The organism is Brevibacterium sp. 1718, from assembly GCF_051131255.1.
Taxonomy (GTDB): Bacteria; Actinomycetota; Actinomycetes; order Actinomycetales; family Brevibacteriaceae; genus Brevibacterium; species Brevibacterium sediminis.
Genome location: NZ_CP186550.1, coordinates 3,048,808 through 3,066,029, shown reverse-complemented (window position 1 = coordinate 3,066,029; position 17,222 = coordinate 3,048,808). Strand labels below are relative to the sequence as shown.

Below are 17,222 nucleotides of genomic sequence, written 5' to 3'. Positions count from 1 at the left end.
CGAACCCGGAAGAGCCGCCTCAGCTGTAGGAGTTGCGGAGGTCGCCGATGAGCGAGCGGGTCACCTCGGTGAGCGAACCCGTGGTGCCGAAGACCTTCTGCAGGCGCTGGTAGGGCACGCCTCGTTCGATGATCGAGGTGATCGAGTGCAGCTCGTCGACACAGCCGAGGCGTTCAGCGACGGGCGAGAGTCGTTCGATCTCATCGGCGAGACATTCGGTGACGAGACGCTCGTCGGCCGCGGCGTTCTCGATGATGATCGCGTCCATGCCGTAGCGGGCGGCGCGCCATTTGTTCTCGTTGTGGAACCAATCGGGCATCGTCGGCAGGGTCTCACCGGCGTCGAGGCGTTCGGACATGTCATCGACGAGGCACTGGATGAACGCGGTGACCGCGAGGATCTCCTCGAGGGTCGGCAGTCCGTCGCAGACACGGACCTCGACGGTGCCCCAGTGCGGGGCCGGCCGGATGTCCCAGCGGATCTCGTTGATGTTGTCGATGATCCCGGTGGTGAGCATATCGTCGACGTACTTCTCGTAGTCCGCCCACTGATCGAACTGGAACGGCAGACCGGCCGTCGGCAGCTGCTGGAACATCATCGCTCGGTTCGAGGCATAGCCGGTGTCCGTGCCGCCCCAGAACGGAGACGATGCGGACAGTGCCTGCAGGTGCGGGACATAGGCGAGCAGTGCGTTGACGATCGGCAGCACCTTGTCGCGCGAGTCGATGCCGACGTGGACGTGGACGCCGAAGATCAGCATGTTCCGGCCCCACCACTGGGTGCGATCGACGAGTTCGAGATAACGGTCCTTCGCGCGGACCTCCTGCGACTGCCACTGCGCGAACGGGTGGGTGCCCGCCGACATCAGTTCGACACCGCGTGCCTCGGTCAGCTTCCGCAGCGCCCCGATCGAAGTGGCCAGATCCTCGGCGACGGTCGACACCTGTTTGTGCACGCCGGTGACGAGCTCGATGGTGTTCGTCAGCATCTCTCCGACGATGTGCTTCTCGTACTCGGGCGCATGCTCGGCCACATCGGCCAACAGAGTCTCGGCAGCCGGGGTCAGATCCAGGCTGCGAGAATCCAGCAGAGCCAGTTCCCACTCGACACCGAGGGTGGAGCGGGGAGAGCGTGCGAAATCGACCATGATCCGATCATAATCGCGCACGCCCGATTCCCCTGACTCAGCGGCGACTTTCGAGCTGTGTGATGCCCCGCATTCCCCCGCCGAGGCGGCGCCGCCGTCCCGCGGTGCGCTCGCCTCCGTCGGCGCGCCGGTCACGAGGTCCGCCGGTCACGCGGCGCGGCGTGTGTCCTCGGCCAATCGGCTGCCCGAATCGGTGTCGAAGAGGTGCAGGCGCGCGGTATCGGGAGCGACGCGCACGGTGTCCCCGCGGCGGATCGTCGACCGACCGGCGACGCGAGCCACCACTGTCTTCTCGCCCGAGGCCAGGACCGCTCGACCGTGGACGTAGGCATCGGCGCCGAGCTCCTCGACGAGATCGACGGTGACCTCGAGGCCTTGCGTCTCGGTGACCTGCAGATCCTCCGGACGGATGCCGACGGTGACCGTCTCACCGGTGACCTGCTCACGCTGTTCCGCGGTCAGTGAGAGTTCGACATCGCCGAGGCGCAGCGACGTGCCCTCGACCGGCACGTCGACGAGGTTCATCGCCGGCGAGCCCATGAAGCCCGCGACGAAGAGGTTCGCCGGTCGATCGTAGAGGTTCGCGGGAGTGTCCACCTGCTGCAGCCGGCCATCGGCGAGGACCGCGACCCGGTCGCCCATCGTCATCGCTTCGACCTGATCGTGGGTGACGTAGACGGTGGTGACGCCGAGGCGGCGGGTCAGCGAGGCGATCTGTGCGCGGGTCTGCACCCGCAGCTTCGCATCGAGGTTCGACAGCGGCTCGTCCATGAGGAAGACCTGCGGGGACCGGACGATGGCACGCCCCATCGCCACTCGCTGTCGCTGCCCACCGGACAGCGCCTTCGGCTTGCGGTCGAGGTACGGTTCCAGGTCGAGCAGCCGGGCGGCTTCCTCGACGCGCTGATCGCGTTCCTGCTTGGCGACTCCCGCGATCTTCAGTGCAAAGGCCATGTTCTCGCGCACGCTCATATGCGGGTAGAGCGCATAGTTCTGGAACACCATCGCAATATCGCGTTCCCTGGGGGAGAGGTCTGTGACATCGTGGTCGCCGATGCGGATGTGACCGGAGTCGACGGGTTCGAGCCCGGCGAGCATGCGCAGGGTCGTCGACTTCCCGCAGCCCGAGGGGCCGACGAGGACGAGGAACTCCCCGTCGGCGATGTCGAGGCTGACCTCGTCGACGGAGGGTTTGAGTGCCTCGGGGTATTGACGAAGTGCTTTGTCGAAGGTGACTGTGGCCATTGTTCTCAACCTTTCGCGGATGCGTGCGCACCCGAAGATCCACGGTGATCGGTCAGTGATTGATCGGACGATGAGCGTTCGGACAGAGAGGGTTCTGACGAAGTCGGTTCCGGCGTTGTGTGGCCCGGCGAGACGAGACTGGCCGTCTGCTGTGCAGCCGTCTGCGCTGCACAGGACCGGTACTGCTGCCGCACCCGCGATGGACGCGGATGCAGAGTGGCGACGAGCTCGACTGTCCAGTCCGGCAGGGTTCCCGAGAGTGTCCACGCCGCCTGCCGAGCCGCCCCGATGGCGACGTATTCGGCCTGTTCGGGCACGTCGATGGGCACGGTGAAGATATCGCGGGCGACCTCCCGGACGGCAGGATTGCGTGCCGCCCCGCCGATGAGCAGCAGCCGTCCGGCCTCCAGGCCCTGAGCCTGCACCGCGTCGAGCCCGTCCGCCAGACCGCACAGCATTCCTTCGACGAAGGCGCGGGCGACGTTCTGCGCCGAGGAGTTCGCCAGGGTCATCCCCTCGAGGCGAGCGGTGGCATCGGGCAGGTTCGGGGTGCGCTCGCCCTCGAAATACGGGACGAGCGTGAGCCCGTCCGCTCCCGGCCGGGACGCCAGCGCCAGGGCCGCGAGTTCGTCGTGGCTGACCCGCAGCAGCTTCGCCGCCGAATCGAGGACGCGGGCGGCATTGAGCGTGGCGACCAGCGGCAGGCGCCCGCCGTCGGCCGAGGCGAACCCGGCGACCGTGCCGGACGAATCGGCGATGGGCAGGTCGGTGGTGCCGAAGACCGTACCGGACGTTCCGATCGAGATGACGAGATCCCCCGAGGTGACCCCGAGTCCCAGCGCCGCGGCCGCATTGTCCCCGGCCCCGGGGCCCACGACGATTCCGTCCGGGCTGTGCCCGGCCGCCTCGTCGGGGGCGAGGACGCGGGGAAGGATGATCGCCGAGGCGGCTTGCCCGTTCCCGCCCACGTTCGGTGAATCCGCCTCCACGTCCGTATCCGCGGCGCACGGCAAGCCCGCTGCCTCACGGGCGGACGCACCGAAGGCGATGCGGAAGAGATCGAGATCGTAGCGTGAAGCGGAGGGGTCGAAGTAGGCGGTGCCGCTGGCGTCGGACGCGTCTGTGACCAAGGCCTCGAGCACGGGACCGCGGACGGATGCGTCGGTGGGGCCGTATCCGAGGAAGCGCCAGCTCAGCCAGTCGTGCGGCAGGGCGACGGCGGCGACCCGGTCGGCATTGTCCGGTTCGGCATCGCGCAGCCACCGCAGTTTGGCGGCGGTGAAGGAGGCGACGGGCAGGACCCCGGTGCGTGCGACATAGTCGGCGGCTCCGACCTCGGCGATGAGGTCTCTGGCCGCGGCCTTGCTGCGCAGATCGTTCCACAGCAGGGCATCGCGGATGACCCGGCCCTCGGCGTCGAGGGCGACGAGTCCATGCTGCTGACCGCTGATGCTGAGACCCGCGACATCGTCGAGTCCGCCGGCTGCCGCGATCGCCTCCTGCAGAGCCGTCCACCACGCTTCGGGGTCGACCTCGGTGCCGGGAGGGTGCGGGGCCGAACCGGTGCGGATGATGTCACCGGAGTCCGGATCGGCGATGACGACCTTGCAGCTCTGGGTCGAGGAGTCGACACCGGCGACGAACCTGCGATTCGAACTCATCGGAACTCCTCCTCAGCTGGAGCAGCACCGGGGTCGGCCGCCTCGGCGAGGATCTCATCGGCCAACGCACGGTCGATGATCGCGATATCGAGGATCCCGGCGGCACAGGCGGCACGGACTGCGCGGGCGCGCTCGGCTCCACGGGCGACTCCCACGGTCGTCCCAGCCCGGCGGAGCTGATCGAGGGTGACGGCGATGACGCGGTCGTCGATCGTGGTGACATCGGATCCGTCGGCGGCGAAGAGACGTCCGGACACCTCGGCGATGGCACCGTCGTCGATGCCCGCCTGACGCTGGGCGGGGGAGCACTTCTCCCACACCGAGGACAGGCCCTCGGCCCAGGAAGCCACGGAGACCACGGCAAGATCGAGGTCATCGGCGGCGGCCAGGGTCCCGGAGATCTCGGGCAGTGCCCGCAGGTCAGCGGCGGTTCCCGCCTCGGTGACGAGCAGCGGGGCGGGCAGACGGACCATGCTCACCGCCGGATCCTGGCCCAGCCGGGTGAAGATCTCCGAGCTGGGACGATGCGATTCCAGGCGCAGCGCACCGGCGAGCTGGACGATCGTGCAGCGGGGCAGGGCCGGAGTGAACGCGGCCGCGGAATCCAAGGTGCGCGACCAAGACAGGCCGATGCGCATCCCCGCATGGGCGTGGCGGCCGACCAGCGACAGTGCGGCCCGACCCATCTGCTGGGAGGCCTGGGTCTCGTCGGGGATGTCGACGATGACGACCGAGTCGAGGCCGAGTGCTGCGGCGACCTGCTCGGCCAGACCGTCGGCTTCACCGGCGTCGGCTTCGATGGTGATGGTCACGACTCCGGTGTCGACGGCCTCTTGGAGGAGGCGGGCGACCTGAAACCGGCTGAGTCCGTTCGACTTGCCGATCTCGACCTTGGACCGCCCCTCAAGGTAGTGATCGCGGGCCAGCTGGGCGAGGAAGCGGCGGTGGCGGGCGGTGGGCACCGTGGACATGGGCCTCCCTTCGGCGTCGACGACTGTGTGTTCGCTCATATGTGAAGTGTTGCACATCTGATTGGTTCGTGACACAGTATTGCACATATGAGCACGGATGCTCATATGATTTTCTCGCAGCGAACCGACGGCGGGCTGCGATCCCGCAAGGACGAGGGAAGGCGCAACGATGAAACACCTGATCACAGGCCGGAGAGCCACTTGGGCGGCCATCGGCATGGTCGGAGCACTGGCATTGTCCGGCTGTGGTGGTGCCGGCGGCAGCTCGGCCGGGGGCGGCGGCGACGAAGTCAACGTCCTCATGGTCAACAACCCGCAGATGCAGGACCTGCAGAAGCTCACAGCCGACCACTTCACCAAGGACACGGGCATCAAGGTCAACTACACCGTGCTGCCGGAGAACGAGGTGCGGGCGAAGATCGGCCAGGAGTTCGCCGCTCAGGCCGGCAACTACGACGTCGCCTCGATGTCGAACTACGAGATCCCGACCTACGCGAAGAACAAATGGCTCACCCCCATGGACGAAGGCGTCGTCGATGCCGAGGGCTTCGACCAGGACGATATCCTCGCGCCGATGGCCGAGTCGATGACGGTCGACGACCAGGTCTATGGTGAGCCGTTCTACGGTGAGGGCTCATTCCTCATGTACCGCACGGACATCTTCGACAAGGCCGGCGTGGAGATGCCGGAGAAGCCGACCTGGGACGAAGTCGCGAAGCTCGCGGCGAAGGTCGACGGTGCGGAGAAGGGCACGAAGGGCATCTGCCTGCGCGGACTGCCCGGTTGGGGTGAGATGTTCGCTCCGCTGACGACCGTGGTCAACACCTTCGGCGGGACCTGGTTCGACGAGGACTGGAACGCGCAGGTCGATTCCAAGGAATTCAAGGAAGCCACGAACTTCTACGTCGACCTCATCAAGGACCACGGCGAATCCGGTGCCCCGCAGGCCGGCTACACCGAGTGCCTGACGAACCTGCAGCAGGGCAAGGTCGCCATGTGGTACGACTCGACGGCCGCCACCGGAACCCTCGAGGCCGATGACTCTCCCGTCAAGGGCAAGATCGGCTACGTCGCGGCGCCGGTGAAGGAGACGGAGTCGAGCTCCTGGCTCTACACCTGGGCATGGGGCATCCAGGCCGCAGGCAAGAACCAGGACGCGGCGAAGCAGTTCGTCGCCTGGGCCTCGTCGAAGGACTACGAGGAGACCGTCGCCGAGGAGCTCGGCTGGCAGCATGTGCCGGCGGGCAAGCGGACCTCGACCTATGAGAACCCCGAGTACCAGAAGGCCGCGAAGCCCTTCTATCAGCAGACCGAGGACGCCATCAACTCGGCCGACCCGGTCAGCCCCGGAGTCCAGCCGCGACCGACGCTGGGCGTCCAGTTCGTGACGATCCCCGAATTCGCGGACCTCGCCACGGGCATCTCCGAAGACGTCAGCTCCGCCATCGCCGGTCGCACGTCGGCCGATGCGGCCCTGAAGAAGGGCCAGAAGGAAGCCGAGAAGGTCGGAGACAAGTACAAGAAGTGACCGATCGCCTCGGGGAGGGTGATCGTCACCCTCCCCGAGGCGGCCCCGGCCCCATCCGCACCGCCGCCCGACCGCACCACCCGCCTGACGAAGGATGTTCGAAGTGTCAGCTCCAGCCGCCGAGCGTGCATCGCAGCCGATCACGCCGCCGAAACCCCGTGCCAAGGACCGATGGCTCAAGCGCGCGCCCATGCTGCCGGCGCTGATCTTCGTCATCCTCGTCACCCAGATCCCGTTCGCGATCACGATCATCATCTCGTTCATGAACTGGAACGCCGCCTACCCCGATGACATCAGCTTCGGCACCGTCCAGAACTACGTCACCGTCTTCACCGATGCGAACCTGCTCAAGGCCGTCATCGTCACCGTCGGGCTCACGGTCGGCGTCGTGCTGGCCTCGGCTCTGCTGGGTCTGGGCATCGCGCTGCTGCTCGATCGGAAGTTCATCGGCCGCGGATTCGTCCGCACCCTGATGATCACCCCGTTCCTCGTCGTCCCCGTCGCCGCCGCGCTGCTGTTCAAGCACGCGATCTTCAACCCCTCGTACGGCCTGATCAACGGGCTGCTGACCACCGTGTTCGGCGAGAACGCCCCACAGCCGGACCTCATGACCTCGAACCCGCTGCTGGGCATCGGGATCGTCCTCGTCTGGCAGTGGACGCCGTTCATGATGCTCATCATGCTCGCCGGACTGCAGTCACGACCCATGGACGTCTACGAGGCGGCCCTCGTCGACGGCGCCGGACCCTGGCAGACCTTCCGCTTCATCACCCTGCCCCACCTGCGCCGATACATCGAACTCGCCGCACTGCTGGGCACCATCTACATCGTCCAGAACTTCGACATGGTCTTCACCATGACCTCCGGAGGGCTCGGCACCGCCACCCTGCCGTACGTCATCTACCAGGAGTTCTTCGTCGCTCAGGACTACGGAGTCGCCTCCGCCGTCGGTGTCATCGTCGTCATCGCCTCACTCATCACTGCGACCTTCGCCCTGCGCACCGCATCGACCCTGCTCAAGGAGGAGAACTCATGAGCACCCCCGACCTCACCGTGGACGACCACCCCGCACCCGGGGTGACCCCCACCCCGACCGAACCGGGCGGACCCGGTTCCGCAGAGCCGCCTCGGCGAAAGGCGAACGCACCGAGGCGGCCCGGCCAGGGGCGGGCGGGCAAGATCCTGCTCGGCCTGTTGGCCTGGTTCGTCGGACTCCTGTTCGTCTCACCTCTGCTGTGGATGCTGCTGACCAGCCTGCACGCGGAGACCGACGCCTCGACGAACCCGCCGAGCTACTTCGCTCCGCTGACGTTGGAGTCCTTCGTCAACTTCTTCGGCGGCGGCAACGGCGCGAACCCGTGGCCGTTCCTCATCAACTCAGCGGTCGCCGCGATCGTCTCGACGCTCATCGTCCTCGTCCTCTCCACGATGGCCGCGTACTCACTGGCGATCCGCCGTATCGAACGCTGGTCGGACGTGCTGTTCTTCCTCCTGTCGACGAAGATGCTGCCGATGGTTGCGGGCCTCCTGCCCGTCTACCTCGTCGCGAAATCCTTCGGCATCCTCGACACCTGGCTGCTGCTCATCATCATCTACTCGGCGATGAACATGCCGATCGCGGTGTGGATGATGCGCTCCTTCCTCGCCGAGGTGCCCGTCGAAGTCCTCGAAGCCGCCGAACTCGACGGCGCCCGCCTGCCGCGCGTCTTTCTGCAGATCCTGCTGCCGCTGACCGCACCCGGACTGGCCGCGACCGCCCTGATCTGCTTCATCTTCTCGTGGAACGAACTCCTCTTCGCCACCGTGCTCACCTCCACGGCGGCATCGACGGCACCCGTGTTCCTCACCAGCTTCGTCACCTCCCAGGGTCTGTTCCTGTCGCAGGTGTGCGCGGCCTCACTCATCATCTCCGTGCCCGTGCTCGTGGCCGGAATCGCCGCCCAGGACAAACTCGTCCAGGGCCTGTCCATGGGAGCCGTCAAATGACCGCACCGACCACCGCGCTTTCCCTCAACACCCAGAACCTCGCCGAGGTGGCCGACCACGGTATCGCCGTCCCCGCCTATGATCGGTCGGCCGTGAGCCCCGGCATCGTCCATTTCGGAGTGGGCGGATTCCACCGCGCGCACATGGCCATGGTCCTCGACGATCTGCTCGGGGCTGGGCTGGCCTCCGACTGGGGGATCGTCGGAGCCGGAGTGCTGCCCCACGACGTGGCCATGCGCGATGCGCTCGCCGACCAAGATCACCTGTACACGCTGACGCTCAAACACGCCGACGGAACCAAGGAACGTCGGGTGATCGGGTCGATCATCGACTACCGATTCGGGCCCGATGACCCTGCCGGACTGCTTAACCTGCTCACCGATGAGACGATCCGCATCGTCTCCCTGACCGTCACCGAGGGGGGATACAACGTCAACCCCGTCACCGGGGAGTTCATCACCGATGAGCCGACGATCGCCGCCGATGTCGAGGCGCTGCGGGCCGGTGAGCTGCCGGCCACCGTCTTCGGCTATGTCGTCTCCGCTCTGCGAGCACGACGTGAGGCCGGAGTCGCACCGTTCACCGTGCAGTCGTGCGACAACATCTCGGAGAACGGCGATGTGGCGGCGAAGATGTTCTCTGCCTTCGCTCGCCTCGTCGATGCCGAACTCGCGGAGTGGATCGCCGAGTCCGTGGCGTTCCCGAACTCGATGGTCGACCGCATCACCCCGGCCACCACTGACGGCGACCGCGCCGACCTGGTGGCCGACACCGGAGTCACCGATGCCTGGCCGGTCGTCGCCGAGCCCTTCTTCCAGTGGGTGCTCGAGGACGATTTCACCTCCGGCCGTCCTCCCTATGAAGAGGCTCGAGTACAGGTCGTCGACGACGTTCAGCCCTATGAGCATATGAAGCTGCGCCTGCTCAACTCCGGGCATCAGGGGCTCGCGTACTTCGGCCTCCTCGGCGGATACACCTTCGCCCATGAGGCGATGGCGAACCCGGACATCCCGGTCTACCTGCGCCGATACATGGACGAAGAGGGCACACCGAGTCTGGCACCGCTGCCCGGAATCGACCTGGACGCCTACAAGGACTCGCTCATCGAACGCTTCAGCAACCCGGAGATCCGCGACACCCTCGCCCGCCTCGGCGCAGAGTCGTCTGACCGGATCCCCAAATGGCTGCTGCCGGTCGTCAAGGACAACCTCGCCTCGGGCCACCCGATCGAGGTGGCAGCGGCGATCTGCGCCTCGTGGGCCCGGTATGCCGAAGGGCATGACGAATCCGGCGGTCGGTTCACCATCGTCGACCGCTATGCCGACGAACTGCAGTCGGTTGCCGCGACACAGGGCGAGGACCCTCTGGCCTTCGTCCGGCAGGAACAGTTCTTCGGACCGCTGGCCGAGGAGCCGAGGTTCACCGAACCGTATCTCAAGGCACTGACATCGCTGTACGAACGGGGAGCGAAGGAGACCGCCCGCCGTCTGGCCGCTCACGAAGAACTCTGAACAGGCGTTGAGCAGGCGGGAACGTCTAGCATGGAGACATGTTGCGTTCTCGCCTGAGCCTCCTGGCCCTGACCACGACTCTCGCGCTCGTCGGCTGTTCCGGCGGAGCGTCAGCCCCCGAATCCTCCACGGCCGGACAGAAGTCCTCCGCCGATTCGGGTTCTCAGACCCAAGCGCAGTCTGACAACCAGACCGAATCTTCCCTGGACAACCCCGCCGACGCCGATCCGGCCGACTTCAAGGACGAGGCCGCGGACATCGTCGGAGACTTCTCTGACGAGGAACTCGCCGGGTCCCTCATCATCGGCACCTGGGAAGGCACCGACACGCAGACCCCGGTGGACATGGTCAAGCAGAACCACCTCGGCGGGGTCATCGTCATGGGCTACAACCTGGCCGAGAACCCGACGAAGGACCAGGTCACGGAACTGACTGGTCAGATCTCCGCGGCACGGTCGAAGGGTCAGCCCGTATCGATCGGCGTGGATCAGGAAGGCGGACCGGTGTCACGCCTCGGCACCGCAGCCCTGCCGTTCCCGCCGCTCATGGGCTTGGCCGCGACCGAGGATTCCGATCTCATCACCGACGCCACGACCGTGCAGGGGCAGAACCTCACCGATCTGGGCTTCACCATCGACTTCGCTCCGGACTCCGACGTCACGGTTGGACCGAAGGACAAAGCGATCAACGTCCGCTCGGGCGGCACTGACCACGAGGATGTCGCCGAGGTCGTCGCCGACGCAGTCGAGGGATACCGGTCAGGTGGGGTGTCGAGCTCGGCGAAGCACTTCCCGGGGCACGGCCGCCTCGGCGTGGATTCGCACGAGAGCCTGCCGGTGTCGGAGAAGTCGATCGAGGAGATGGAGGACACGGATCTCCTGCCGTTCAAGTCCGCGGTCAAGGCCGGTGTGCCGATGGTGATGATGGGTCATATCGGTCTGCCCGATGCGAAGACAACGCCCGCGACGCTGAACGAGAAGGCCTACTCGGCGCTGCGTGAGACCCTCGACTATGACGGTGTCATCACCACGGATGCGCTCAACATGAAGGCTGTGCCGCAAAACCTCAATGGCGGAGAGACCGTCAAGGCGCTCGCTGCTGGAGCCGATATCGCGCTCATGCCCCCGGATTCGGCGGCCGCGCAGAAGGCGATCGTCAAGGCGATTGGGGACGGGACGCTGGAGAAAAAGGACCTCGTCGAGAAGTCCGAACGCGTCGTCGCAGCCCAGCTGGCCACCGCCGAGGCTCAGAAGAGCGTGCAGGCCGGGGACTCGGATGCGAAGGATCCGAAGAAGGTCCTCACCGAGGTCGCCGACAAGTCGCTGACCGTGCTCAAGGGCGAATGCTCCTTCACCGGGACCGATTCGATCTCGATCGTCGGCGGCAGCGACAAGGAGAAGGCGGCACTGAAGGAAGCCGCCGAAGCCGAGGGCCTCACCGTGGGATCCGGTGGAACCTCCGTGAGCCTGAGCCCGTCGACCTCCGCCGAGGTGGCCGTGGGCACCGCTGCTCCGTGGACGATGCGCAGCACCGCGGCGAAGTCCGCCGTGACCGCGTACGACTCGAACCCGTATGCTCTGCGGGCCGTGGCGAAGTGGCTGAAAGGCGACCTCGAGGCATCGGGTCAGCTGCCTGCCGAATACGACGGCAGCGACAAAGTTCCCGACTGTGGGTGACCAGCAGGCTGCGCTCATGGTCGTGAACGAGCGGCGCACATAAGAGATCCCCTCGCCAGCACTGTGCCGACGAGGGGATTTCTTATGTATTCAGTTCTGAGTGGAGATCAGAGCACGCGGATGTACTGTGCGCCCTGCTGGGTCATCCAGTCGACGCTGCGGTAGCTGGTGTCCACTGAAGTGTTCCCAGCGTCATACATCATGCCGTCGCCGGCGTAGATGCCGACGTGGCCCGGAGACCAGATGATATCTCCGGCTTTCGCCTCGGAGGCCGAGACGGTCTGCCCGGCGCCCTTCTGTGCCGAAGACGTGCGCGGAAGATCCACGCCCACCTTGCCGTAGACGAATGAGGTGTAGCCGGAGCAGTCCCAGCCGCTGGGTGAAGTCCCGCCCAGCACATACGGCGTGCCGACGTACTGCTTCGCGATGGCGATGACCTGCTCGGCCTTCGACCCGTCCGGGATCTTGACGTCTCCGGAGCCCGAGTCCGCACCGTCGTCCTTGCTCTTGTCGTCGCCCGAATCGGCCGGACCCTCATCGCTCGTGCCGGCGGAGTCATCGTCCGCGGACTCGCTCGGCTCCTCCTCCGGCTCTTCAGCGGGGGCCGGCTCGGCGACGGTCGTCTCCGGCTCCTCCTTCGGCTCGGGCTTCGGTTTGGGTTTCGGCTTGGGGGCGGCTTCGGCAGTGACGACGTCCGTGTCGACGGTGACTTCAGCCTCCTGATCGCCCTTCTTCGACGCGCCGCCGGCATCGATGGTCGGTGTCTGGTTCTTGAACTCGACCGGTGCCTGCTTCTCGGACTCGGCTGCGACCTTCGCCTCGTCGTCGGCTCCCTGCCCTGCGGCAGGGAGGACCGCTGCGGTGAGCAGTCCGCCGCTGGCGGCGACGACTGCGGCACGGCGGCCGAATGCGCCGGAGTTCGCTGCGAGCAGTTCGCTCAGCTCGGTCAGTGGTGTCTTGGCCTTGGCGTTCGCGGCGCGGCGGCCGTGCTGCTTAGATGCCACGATTTCCTCTCGTTGCCTGTCTGAGTGTGACGATGTCCTCCACTGTAACGAATTCGTGATCTTCTGTCACGTTTTTGTTACAAAAGGATTCTCGGGCAGGTTCGAGGGCATAATCCCAGGTCACAGGGGCAGTGCGGACAAGAATGGCTGGTGGCGGGCTGTGGTTCCGCCTGATTGCGACTGTGATTCAGCGCTCAGTCTCAGTCTTGAATAACGTTTCGTGACATTCGCGAGCCGCGATTCCTGGGTCGATCCGCGGCGTTATTCGCGGCCAAACCACCGTGGATCGACCCAAGAATGCCGTCGACGTTTTATCGCGCGCGGACGCGGTGGCGCGCACGTGCGGTGATGACTGAGCGTCAGGAGCCGGTTGTGACTGAGCGTCAGGAGCCGGTTTCGACGGGTCGATTGGGATCGGATGACCAACCGGACCAGCTCGCGGGGTAGAGGCTGGCCTCGACGCCGAGGGTCGCCAGCGCCAGAGCGTTGTGGCAGGCGGTGACTCCCGAACCGCAGTACACGCCGACGGGACCATCGAGGGCGCCCAGTTCATCGAAGCGTTCGCGCAGCAGCGCCTCGGGCAGGAACGTCCCCGCAGGAACGTTGTCCGTGGCCGGGGCGCTCTTCGCCCCGGGAATGTGACCGGCCTGCGGATCGAGCGGTTCGGTCTCTCCGCAGAAGCGCTCACCGGCACGGGCATCGAGCAGGACTCCATCGAAACCGGCTGCCGCCTCGGCATCGATGACGGGCAGTCGACCCGGGCTGATCTCCACGGCACTCGGTGCGACCTCGGGGGAGTCGCCGGTCTCGAGCGTCCCGCCGGCGTCACGGAACGCTGCGAGCCCGCCGTCGAGGACTCGCGCGCTCAATCCCGCCCAGCGCAGCAGCCACCAGGCCCGGGCCGCTCCGAGGGAGGAGTTGTCGTCATAGACCACGACCTCGGTGCCTTCGTCGATGCCCCAGGAGCGCGCCGTCTCCTGAAAGGCTTCGGGGCTCGGCAGCGGGTGGCGACCGGCCGTCGGATCGGTGGTGCCGTGGTCGGCGAGCTCCGTGTCGAGATCGACATAGACAGCACCGGGGATGTGCCCGGCGGCGAAGTCCTCGCGGCCATCGGGCTTCGGCAGGGTCCAACGGACGTCGAGCAGCCTCGGCGCTGGGGAGTCGGCCATTCGGGTGAGCAGTTCATCGGCGCTGATGAGAACGTCGGAGCGGGACAATTCGATCTCCTTCACGGGCGGATTTCTTCACGGACAGGTTGAAAGGGTCACACAGGTTGGGTGAGGAGCACGACGTGCTTATCGCCGAGCCGGGTGAATACGATCGTGGCTTTGTCGCCCTTGGGCAGTTTGAGCTGGCGTCGGACCTGGTCGGGCACGATGTCGGCACCGCGTTTCTTGATCACGACCGAGCCGATTCCGCGGGAGACGAGCTCCTTGCGCAGACTCGGTACCTTCGCGGGCAGTACGTCGACGACCTCGTAGGAGGTGACGCCTGCAGAGGCCGGCCCGCTCGGTTCGACGTCGGTGGTCAGATACGCGATCTTCGGGTGGAGTCGGCGCGCCTGCAGCGGTGCACACAATGCGGCGACGAGTCCGGCGCGCACGATCGCCCCGTCGGGTTCGAGCAGATACTTCCCGAGCTCCCCGATGCCTGACTCGTCCTCAAGAGGGAGATCGTGTTCATGGACGAGGAGGGTGCGTTCGCCCATGACGAGGGCTCCGCGGCCGCGGCGCTGCCTGGCCGCACCGAAGTAGAGGCAGACCTCGACGACCTCGCCGTTATGGGAGACCCACTGGGCTTCGGCATCCTCGGGGACGAGGTCGTGGTCGAGTGCCGGGCCGAGCTTCACTCCGGCCGCCTTCGCCGTACTCGCCTTCTCGATCACCCATGACAGAGAGGGGGAGAACGCCTCGGGGTCGGTGATGCGGGCAGTCGATCCGCGCTTGTCGGCCTTGCCGACGGTCCGCCGGGCCGGATCGAACCAGAGCGCGTCGAATCCGCCGAGGTCGACGTCCTCGGCGCGCGCATGTTCGACGGTGGCATCGGGCAGATGACGGAGATTGAAGGCGGCGATGGCGGCGGTGACCTCGTCGGCGTCGACAGCCGAGACCTGCGCGCCCATTCCGGCGAAGGCGACCGAGTCCGCGCCGATCCCGCATCCGAGATCGGCGATGCGGAAGGACTCACCCTCGGCCACGTCGCCGATGAGGCGACGCGCATGATGAGCGGCGACCGGCAGCCGCGTGGCCTGGGCCAGCCCGTCACGGGTGAAGAGCATGTCCTCCGCGAAGGGGCCGAGCTTCGCTGCCGCCTCCTGACGCAGCCGCGCCTGAGTGAGCAGGGCCGCGGTCACCTCGGCGGAGTAGCCCTCCTTCCGCAGGGCCGTGGATCGGGCGAGCTCATCGCCCTCGAGGTCGTCGATGCGGTCGAGACGTTCGAGGACGGCGACGTCGAGCAGTTCGGTCAGTGTCTGCGGATCCATAGGCTTCACCCTATCGTCTGCGCGGTGGGGTCATTCCCCGCGGCGAGGCGGCCCGGCCGAACCGCCGGGCCGCCGAGGTGATTGTGCGAGCCGACCGTTGCGGTAAGTTGTTGGCTGTGACGTTATTGACCGCCCGCGATATCCGCGAATTAGCCGCTGACATCGGTCTGCGCCCGACGAAGCAGAAGGGCCAGAACTTCGTCATCGACCCCAACACCGTGCGCTCGATCGTCACCGCCGCAGGGCTCGATGAGAACTCGAACGTCGTCGAGATCGGTCCGGGACTCGGTTCGCTCACCCTCGGCCTGCTCGAAGCCGGTCACAGGGTCACCGCGGTCGAGATCGACGAACTGCTCGCACAGAAGCTGCCGAGCACCGTCGACAGGTTCGCCGGCAGTGACGCACCGTTCCAGCTGGTCAACGCCGACGCCCTGCGCGTCACGACGCTGCCCACGCCGCAGCACACCACCAAAGCCGCGACCGACACGCCTGACGCCGGTGAGAACCAGCCCGATGCGCTCGTGGCGAACCTGCCCTACAACGTGGCCGTGCCCGTGCTGCTGCACTTCCTCGAGACCTTCCCGAGCCTGACAACCGTCCTCGTCATGGTCCAGCTCGAAGTCGCCGAACGGCTCGCCGCCGCCCCCGGCTCCCGCACCTACGGAGTCCCCAGCGTCAAAGCCCAGTGGTACGGGGACGTGCAGCTGGCGGGCAAGATCGGCAAGAACGTGTTCTGGCCGGCCCCGAACATCGACTCCGGACTCGTCCGCATCGACGTCACCCGCACCGACCGCGACCCGGCCGTGCGCAGCCGCCTCTTCACCCTCATCGACGCCGCTTTCGCCCAGCGCCGCAAGACCCTGCGCGCAGCCCTGTCCGGATGGGCCGGCAGCCCCCAGCAGTCCGAAGACCTGCTGACGGCCGCCGGAATCGACCCGAAGACCCGCGGCGAGGTCCTCACCGTCGCCGACTTCCAACGCCTCGCCGCCGTTGCCGTCGACGACGGTGGCGCCTCCAACGGAGATGCCGCTGCACCGGCCCCGCCCGCCGAGGATCCCTCACCATGACCGTCCCGCTGCATCCGCGCATGACGATCCCGGCCCCGGTGAAAGTGCAGGCGCCGGGGAAGATCAACATCCACCTCGGTGTGGGTGCGGCGAACAACGGGTATCACGAACTCGCGACCGTATTCCAAGCGCTCAACCTCGGCGAGACCCTCACTCTCATTCCGGGCGGAACACGAACGATCATCGTCCAGGGCCGCTACGCGGATGCCGAGGTCCCACGCGATGAATCGAACTTCGCCAGACGCGCCGTCGACCTCCTCATCGCCGCGCTCGAGGGCGACCGGGATGTCGATGTGCTGCGCGACCTCGACATCGTCATCGACAAACAGGTGCCCGTGGCTGGCGGAATGGGCGGGGGATCGGCCGACGCGGCCGCCGCGCTCGTCGGAGCCGCTCACCTCGTCGGCGGAGTCGATGAGGCGATCCTCCACCAATGTGCGGTCGCCGTCGGGGCCGACGTCGCTTTCCTCCTGCGCGGAGGCACGGCCATCGGCCACGGTCGCGGGGAGAAGCTGAGCCCCGTGCTCACCCGCGGAACCTTCCACTGGGTGATGGCCACCTCGGCGTCGCCCCTGCCCACCCCGGACGTCTACGCCCGCTTCGACGAACTCAACCCCGACCCGGCACCCGCGACCGTCCCCGATCAGGTGCTCACGGCGCTCGCCGCCGGCGAACCGGACTCGCTCGCGGAATTCGCGGCGAACGATCTCACCGAGGCGGCCGTGTCCTTCATGCCCGAAATCGCCGAGGTGATGGAGGCCGGCCGGGACGCTGGCGCCGTCCTGCCCCTGCTCAGCGGGTCAGGGCCGACGATCGGCTTCCTCGCCCGCGACGCCCACCACGCCCTCGACCTCGCTGTGCTCCTGCAGGCTACGCGCGGCGTCAACGAAGCACTGCGCACCACCGGGCCCGCCCCCGGAGCGCATATCGTGGACGGCGGCTGA

The 17,222-nt window shown here is 66.8% G+C and carries 14 protein-coding genes; 7 read left to right on the top strand and 7 right to left on the bottom strand.

Going from position 1 to position 17,222, the window contains the following annotated elements; translation table 11 throughout:
* Positions 1-19: 19 nt before the first annotated feature.
* The 4 genes from ACOZ9V_RS13795 to ACOZ9V_RS13780 all read right to left on the bottom strand — a co-directional run bounded on the left by ACOZ9V_RS13795 (position 20) and on the right by ACOZ9V_RS13780 (position 5,063).
* Complete coding sequence (locus tag ACOZ9V_RS13795; protein WP_139908678.1) at positions 20-1,147, bottom strand: glutamate--cysteine ligase; 1,128 nt, start codon at positions 1,145-1,147, stop codon at positions 20-22.
* Between the two features lie 147 nt (positions 1,148-1,294).
* Positions 1,295-2,392, bottom strand: coding sequence for an ABC transporter ATP-binding protein (locus tag ACOZ9V_RS13790; protein WP_181272358.1), 1,098 nt, complete (start codon positions 2,390-2,392; stop codon positions 1,295-1,297).
* Positions 2,393-2,397: 5 nt separating this feature from the next.
* On the bottom strand, positions 2,398-4,053 hold the full coding sequence (locus ACOZ9V_RS13785) for a xylulokinase (RefSeq protein WP_434590908.1): 1,656 nt from the start codon (positions 4,051-4,053) through the stop codon (positions 2,398-2,400).
* Entirely contained in the window at positions 4,050-5,063 is a 1,014-nt protein-coding gene (locus tag ACOZ9V_RS13780; protein ID WP_434590905.1) for a sugar-binding domain-containing protein, read from the bottom strand. The genes ACOZ9V_RS13785 and ACOZ9V_RS13780 overlap by 4 nt, the downstream gene beginning before the upstream one ends.
* Positions 5,064-5,193: 130 nt before the next feature.
* On the opposite strand from ACOZ9V_RS13780, the gene ACOZ9V_RS13775 reads away from it, so the two are divergent.
* The 5 genes from ACOZ9V_RS13775 to ACOZ9V_RS13755 all read left to right on the top strand — a co-directional run bounded on the left by ACOZ9V_RS13775 (position 5,194) and on the right by ACOZ9V_RS13755 (position 11,725).
* On the top strand, positions 5,194-6,552 hold the full coding sequence (locus tag ACOZ9V_RS13775) for an ABC transporter substrate-binding protein (protein WP_434590902.1): 1,359 nt from the start codon (positions 5,194-5,196) through the stop codon (positions 6,550-6,552).
* Between the two features lie 94 nt (positions 6,553-6,646).
* On the top strand, positions 6,647-7,588 hold the full coding sequence (locus tag ACOZ9V_RS13770; RefSeq protein ID WP_434590899.1) for a carbohydrate ABC transporter permease: 942 nt from the start codon (positions 6,647-6,649) through the stop codon (positions 7,586-7,588).
* On the top strand, positions 7,585-8,538 hold the full coding sequence (locus ACOZ9V_RS13765) for a carbohydrate ABC transporter permease (protein WP_245395713.1): 954 nt from the start codon (positions 7,585-7,587) through the stop codon (positions 8,536-8,538). The genes ACOZ9V_RS13770 and ACOZ9V_RS13765 overlap by 4 nt, the downstream gene beginning before the upstream one ends.
* Positions 8,535-10,049 carry a mannitol dehydrogenase family protein gene (locus tag ACOZ9V_RS13760; RefSeq protein WP_434590896.1) on the top strand — a complete coding sequence of 505 codons (1,515 nt, stop codon included), beginning with the start codon at positions 8,535-8,537 and terminating at the stop codon, positions 10,047-10,049. Before ACOZ9V_RS13765 ends, ACOZ9V_RS13760 begins: the two co-directional genes overlap by 4 nt.
* Before the next feature lie 38 nt (positions 10,050-10,087).
* A complete protein-coding gene (locus ACOZ9V_RS13755; RefSeq protein WP_434590893.1) occupies positions 10,088-11,725 on the top strand; it encodes a glycoside hydrolase family 3 N-terminal domain-containing protein in 1,638 nt (545 codons plus the stop codon).
* A 107-nt stretch (positions 11,726-11,832) separates the two neighbouring features.
* Here ACOZ9V_RS13755 and ACOZ9V_RS13750 read toward each other — a convergent pair whose 3' ends face one another.
* The 3 genes from ACOZ9V_RS13750 to ACOZ9V_RS13740 all read right to left on the bottom strand — a co-directional run bounded on the left by ACOZ9V_RS13750 (position 11,833) and on the right by ACOZ9V_RS13740 (position 15,211).
* Complete coding sequence (locus ACOZ9V_RS13750; RefSeq protein ID WP_434590890.1) at positions 11,833-12,729, bottom strand: C40 family peptidase; 897 nt, start codon at positions 12,727-12,729, stop codon at positions 11,833-11,835.
* Positions 12,730-13,112: 383 nt separating this feature from the next.
* Positions 13,113-13,961, bottom strand: coding sequence for a sulfurtransferase (locus ACOZ9V_RS13745; protein WP_434590887.1), 849 nt, complete (start codon positions 13,959-13,961; stop codon positions 13,113-13,115).
* Positions 13,962-13,993: 32 nt separating this feature from the next.
* Positions 13,994-15,211 (bottom strand): class I SAM-dependent methyltransferase, encoded by a 1,218-nt coding sequence (locus tag ACOZ9V_RS13740; protein ID WP_434590884.1) that lies wholly within the window; start codon positions 15,209-15,211, stop codon positions 13,994-13,996.
* Between the two features lie 116 nt (positions 15,212-15,327).
* Between ACOZ9V_RS13740 and rsmA the strand changes: the two genes are divergently transcribed.
* Together rsmA and ACOZ9V_RS13730 are read left to right on the top strand one after the other, a co-directional pair.
* A complete protein-coding gene (gene rsmA / locus ACOZ9V_RS13735) occupies positions 15,328-16,278 on the top strand; it encodes a 16S rRNA (adenine(1518)-N(6)/adenine(1519)-N(6))-dimethyltransferase RsmA (protein ID WP_434590881.1) in 951 nt (316 codons plus the stop codon).
* On the top strand, positions 16,275-17,222 hold the full coding sequence (locus tag ACOZ9V_RS13730) for a 4-(cytidine 5'-diphospho)-2-C-methyl-D-erythritol kinase (protein WP_434590878.1): 948 nt from the start codon (positions 16,275-16,277) through the stop codon (positions 17,220-17,222). The genes rsmA and ACOZ9V_RS13730 overlap by 4 nt, the downstream gene beginning before the upstream one ends.

Coding starts and splice junctions, on each gene's coding strand:
- ACOZ9V_RS13760 (WP_434590896.1), top strand. CDS start 8,535: ATGACCGCACCGACCACCGCGCTTTCCCTCAACACCCAGAACCTCGCC.
- ACOZ9V_RS13765 (WP_245395713.1), top strand. CDS start 7,585: ATGAGCACCCCCGACCTCACCGTGGACGACCACCCCGCACCCGGGGTG.
- ACOZ9V_RS13785 (WP_434590908.1), bottom strand. CDS start 4,053: ATGAGTTCGAATCGCAGGTTCGTCGCCGGTGTCGACTCCTCGACCCAG.
- ACOZ9V_RS13730 (WP_434590878.1), top strand. CDS start 16,275: ATGACCGTCCCGCTGCATCCGCGCATGACGATCCCGGCCCCGGTGAAA.
- ACOZ9V_RS13755 (WP_434590893.1), top strand. CDS start 10,088: ATGTTGCGTTCTCGCCTGAGCCTCCTGGCCCTGACCACGACTCTCGCG.
- ACOZ9V_RS13795 (WP_139908678.1), bottom strand. CDS start 1,147: ATGGTCGATTTCGCACGCTCTCCCCGCTCCACCCTCGGTGTCGAGTGG.
- ACOZ9V_RS13775 (WP_434590902.1), top strand. CDS start 5,194: ATGAAACACCTGATCACAGGCCGGAGAGCCACTTGGGCGGCCATCGGC.
- ACOZ9V_RS13780 (WP_434590905.1), bottom strand. CDS start 5,063: ATGAGCGAACACACAGTCGTCGACGCCGAAGGGAGGCCCATGTCCACG.
- ACOZ9V_RS13770 (WP_434590899.1), top strand. CDS start 6,647: ATGTTCGAAGTGTCAGCTCCAGCCGCCGAGCGTGCATCGCAGCCGATC.
- ACOZ9V_RS13740 (WP_434590884.1), bottom strand. CDS start 15,211: ATGGATCCGCAGACACTGACCGAACTGCTCGACGTCGCCGTCCTCGAA.
- ACOZ9V_RS13790 (WP_181272358.1), bottom strand. CDS start 2,392: ATGGCCACAGTCACCTTCGACAAAGCACTTCGTCAATACCCCGAGGCA.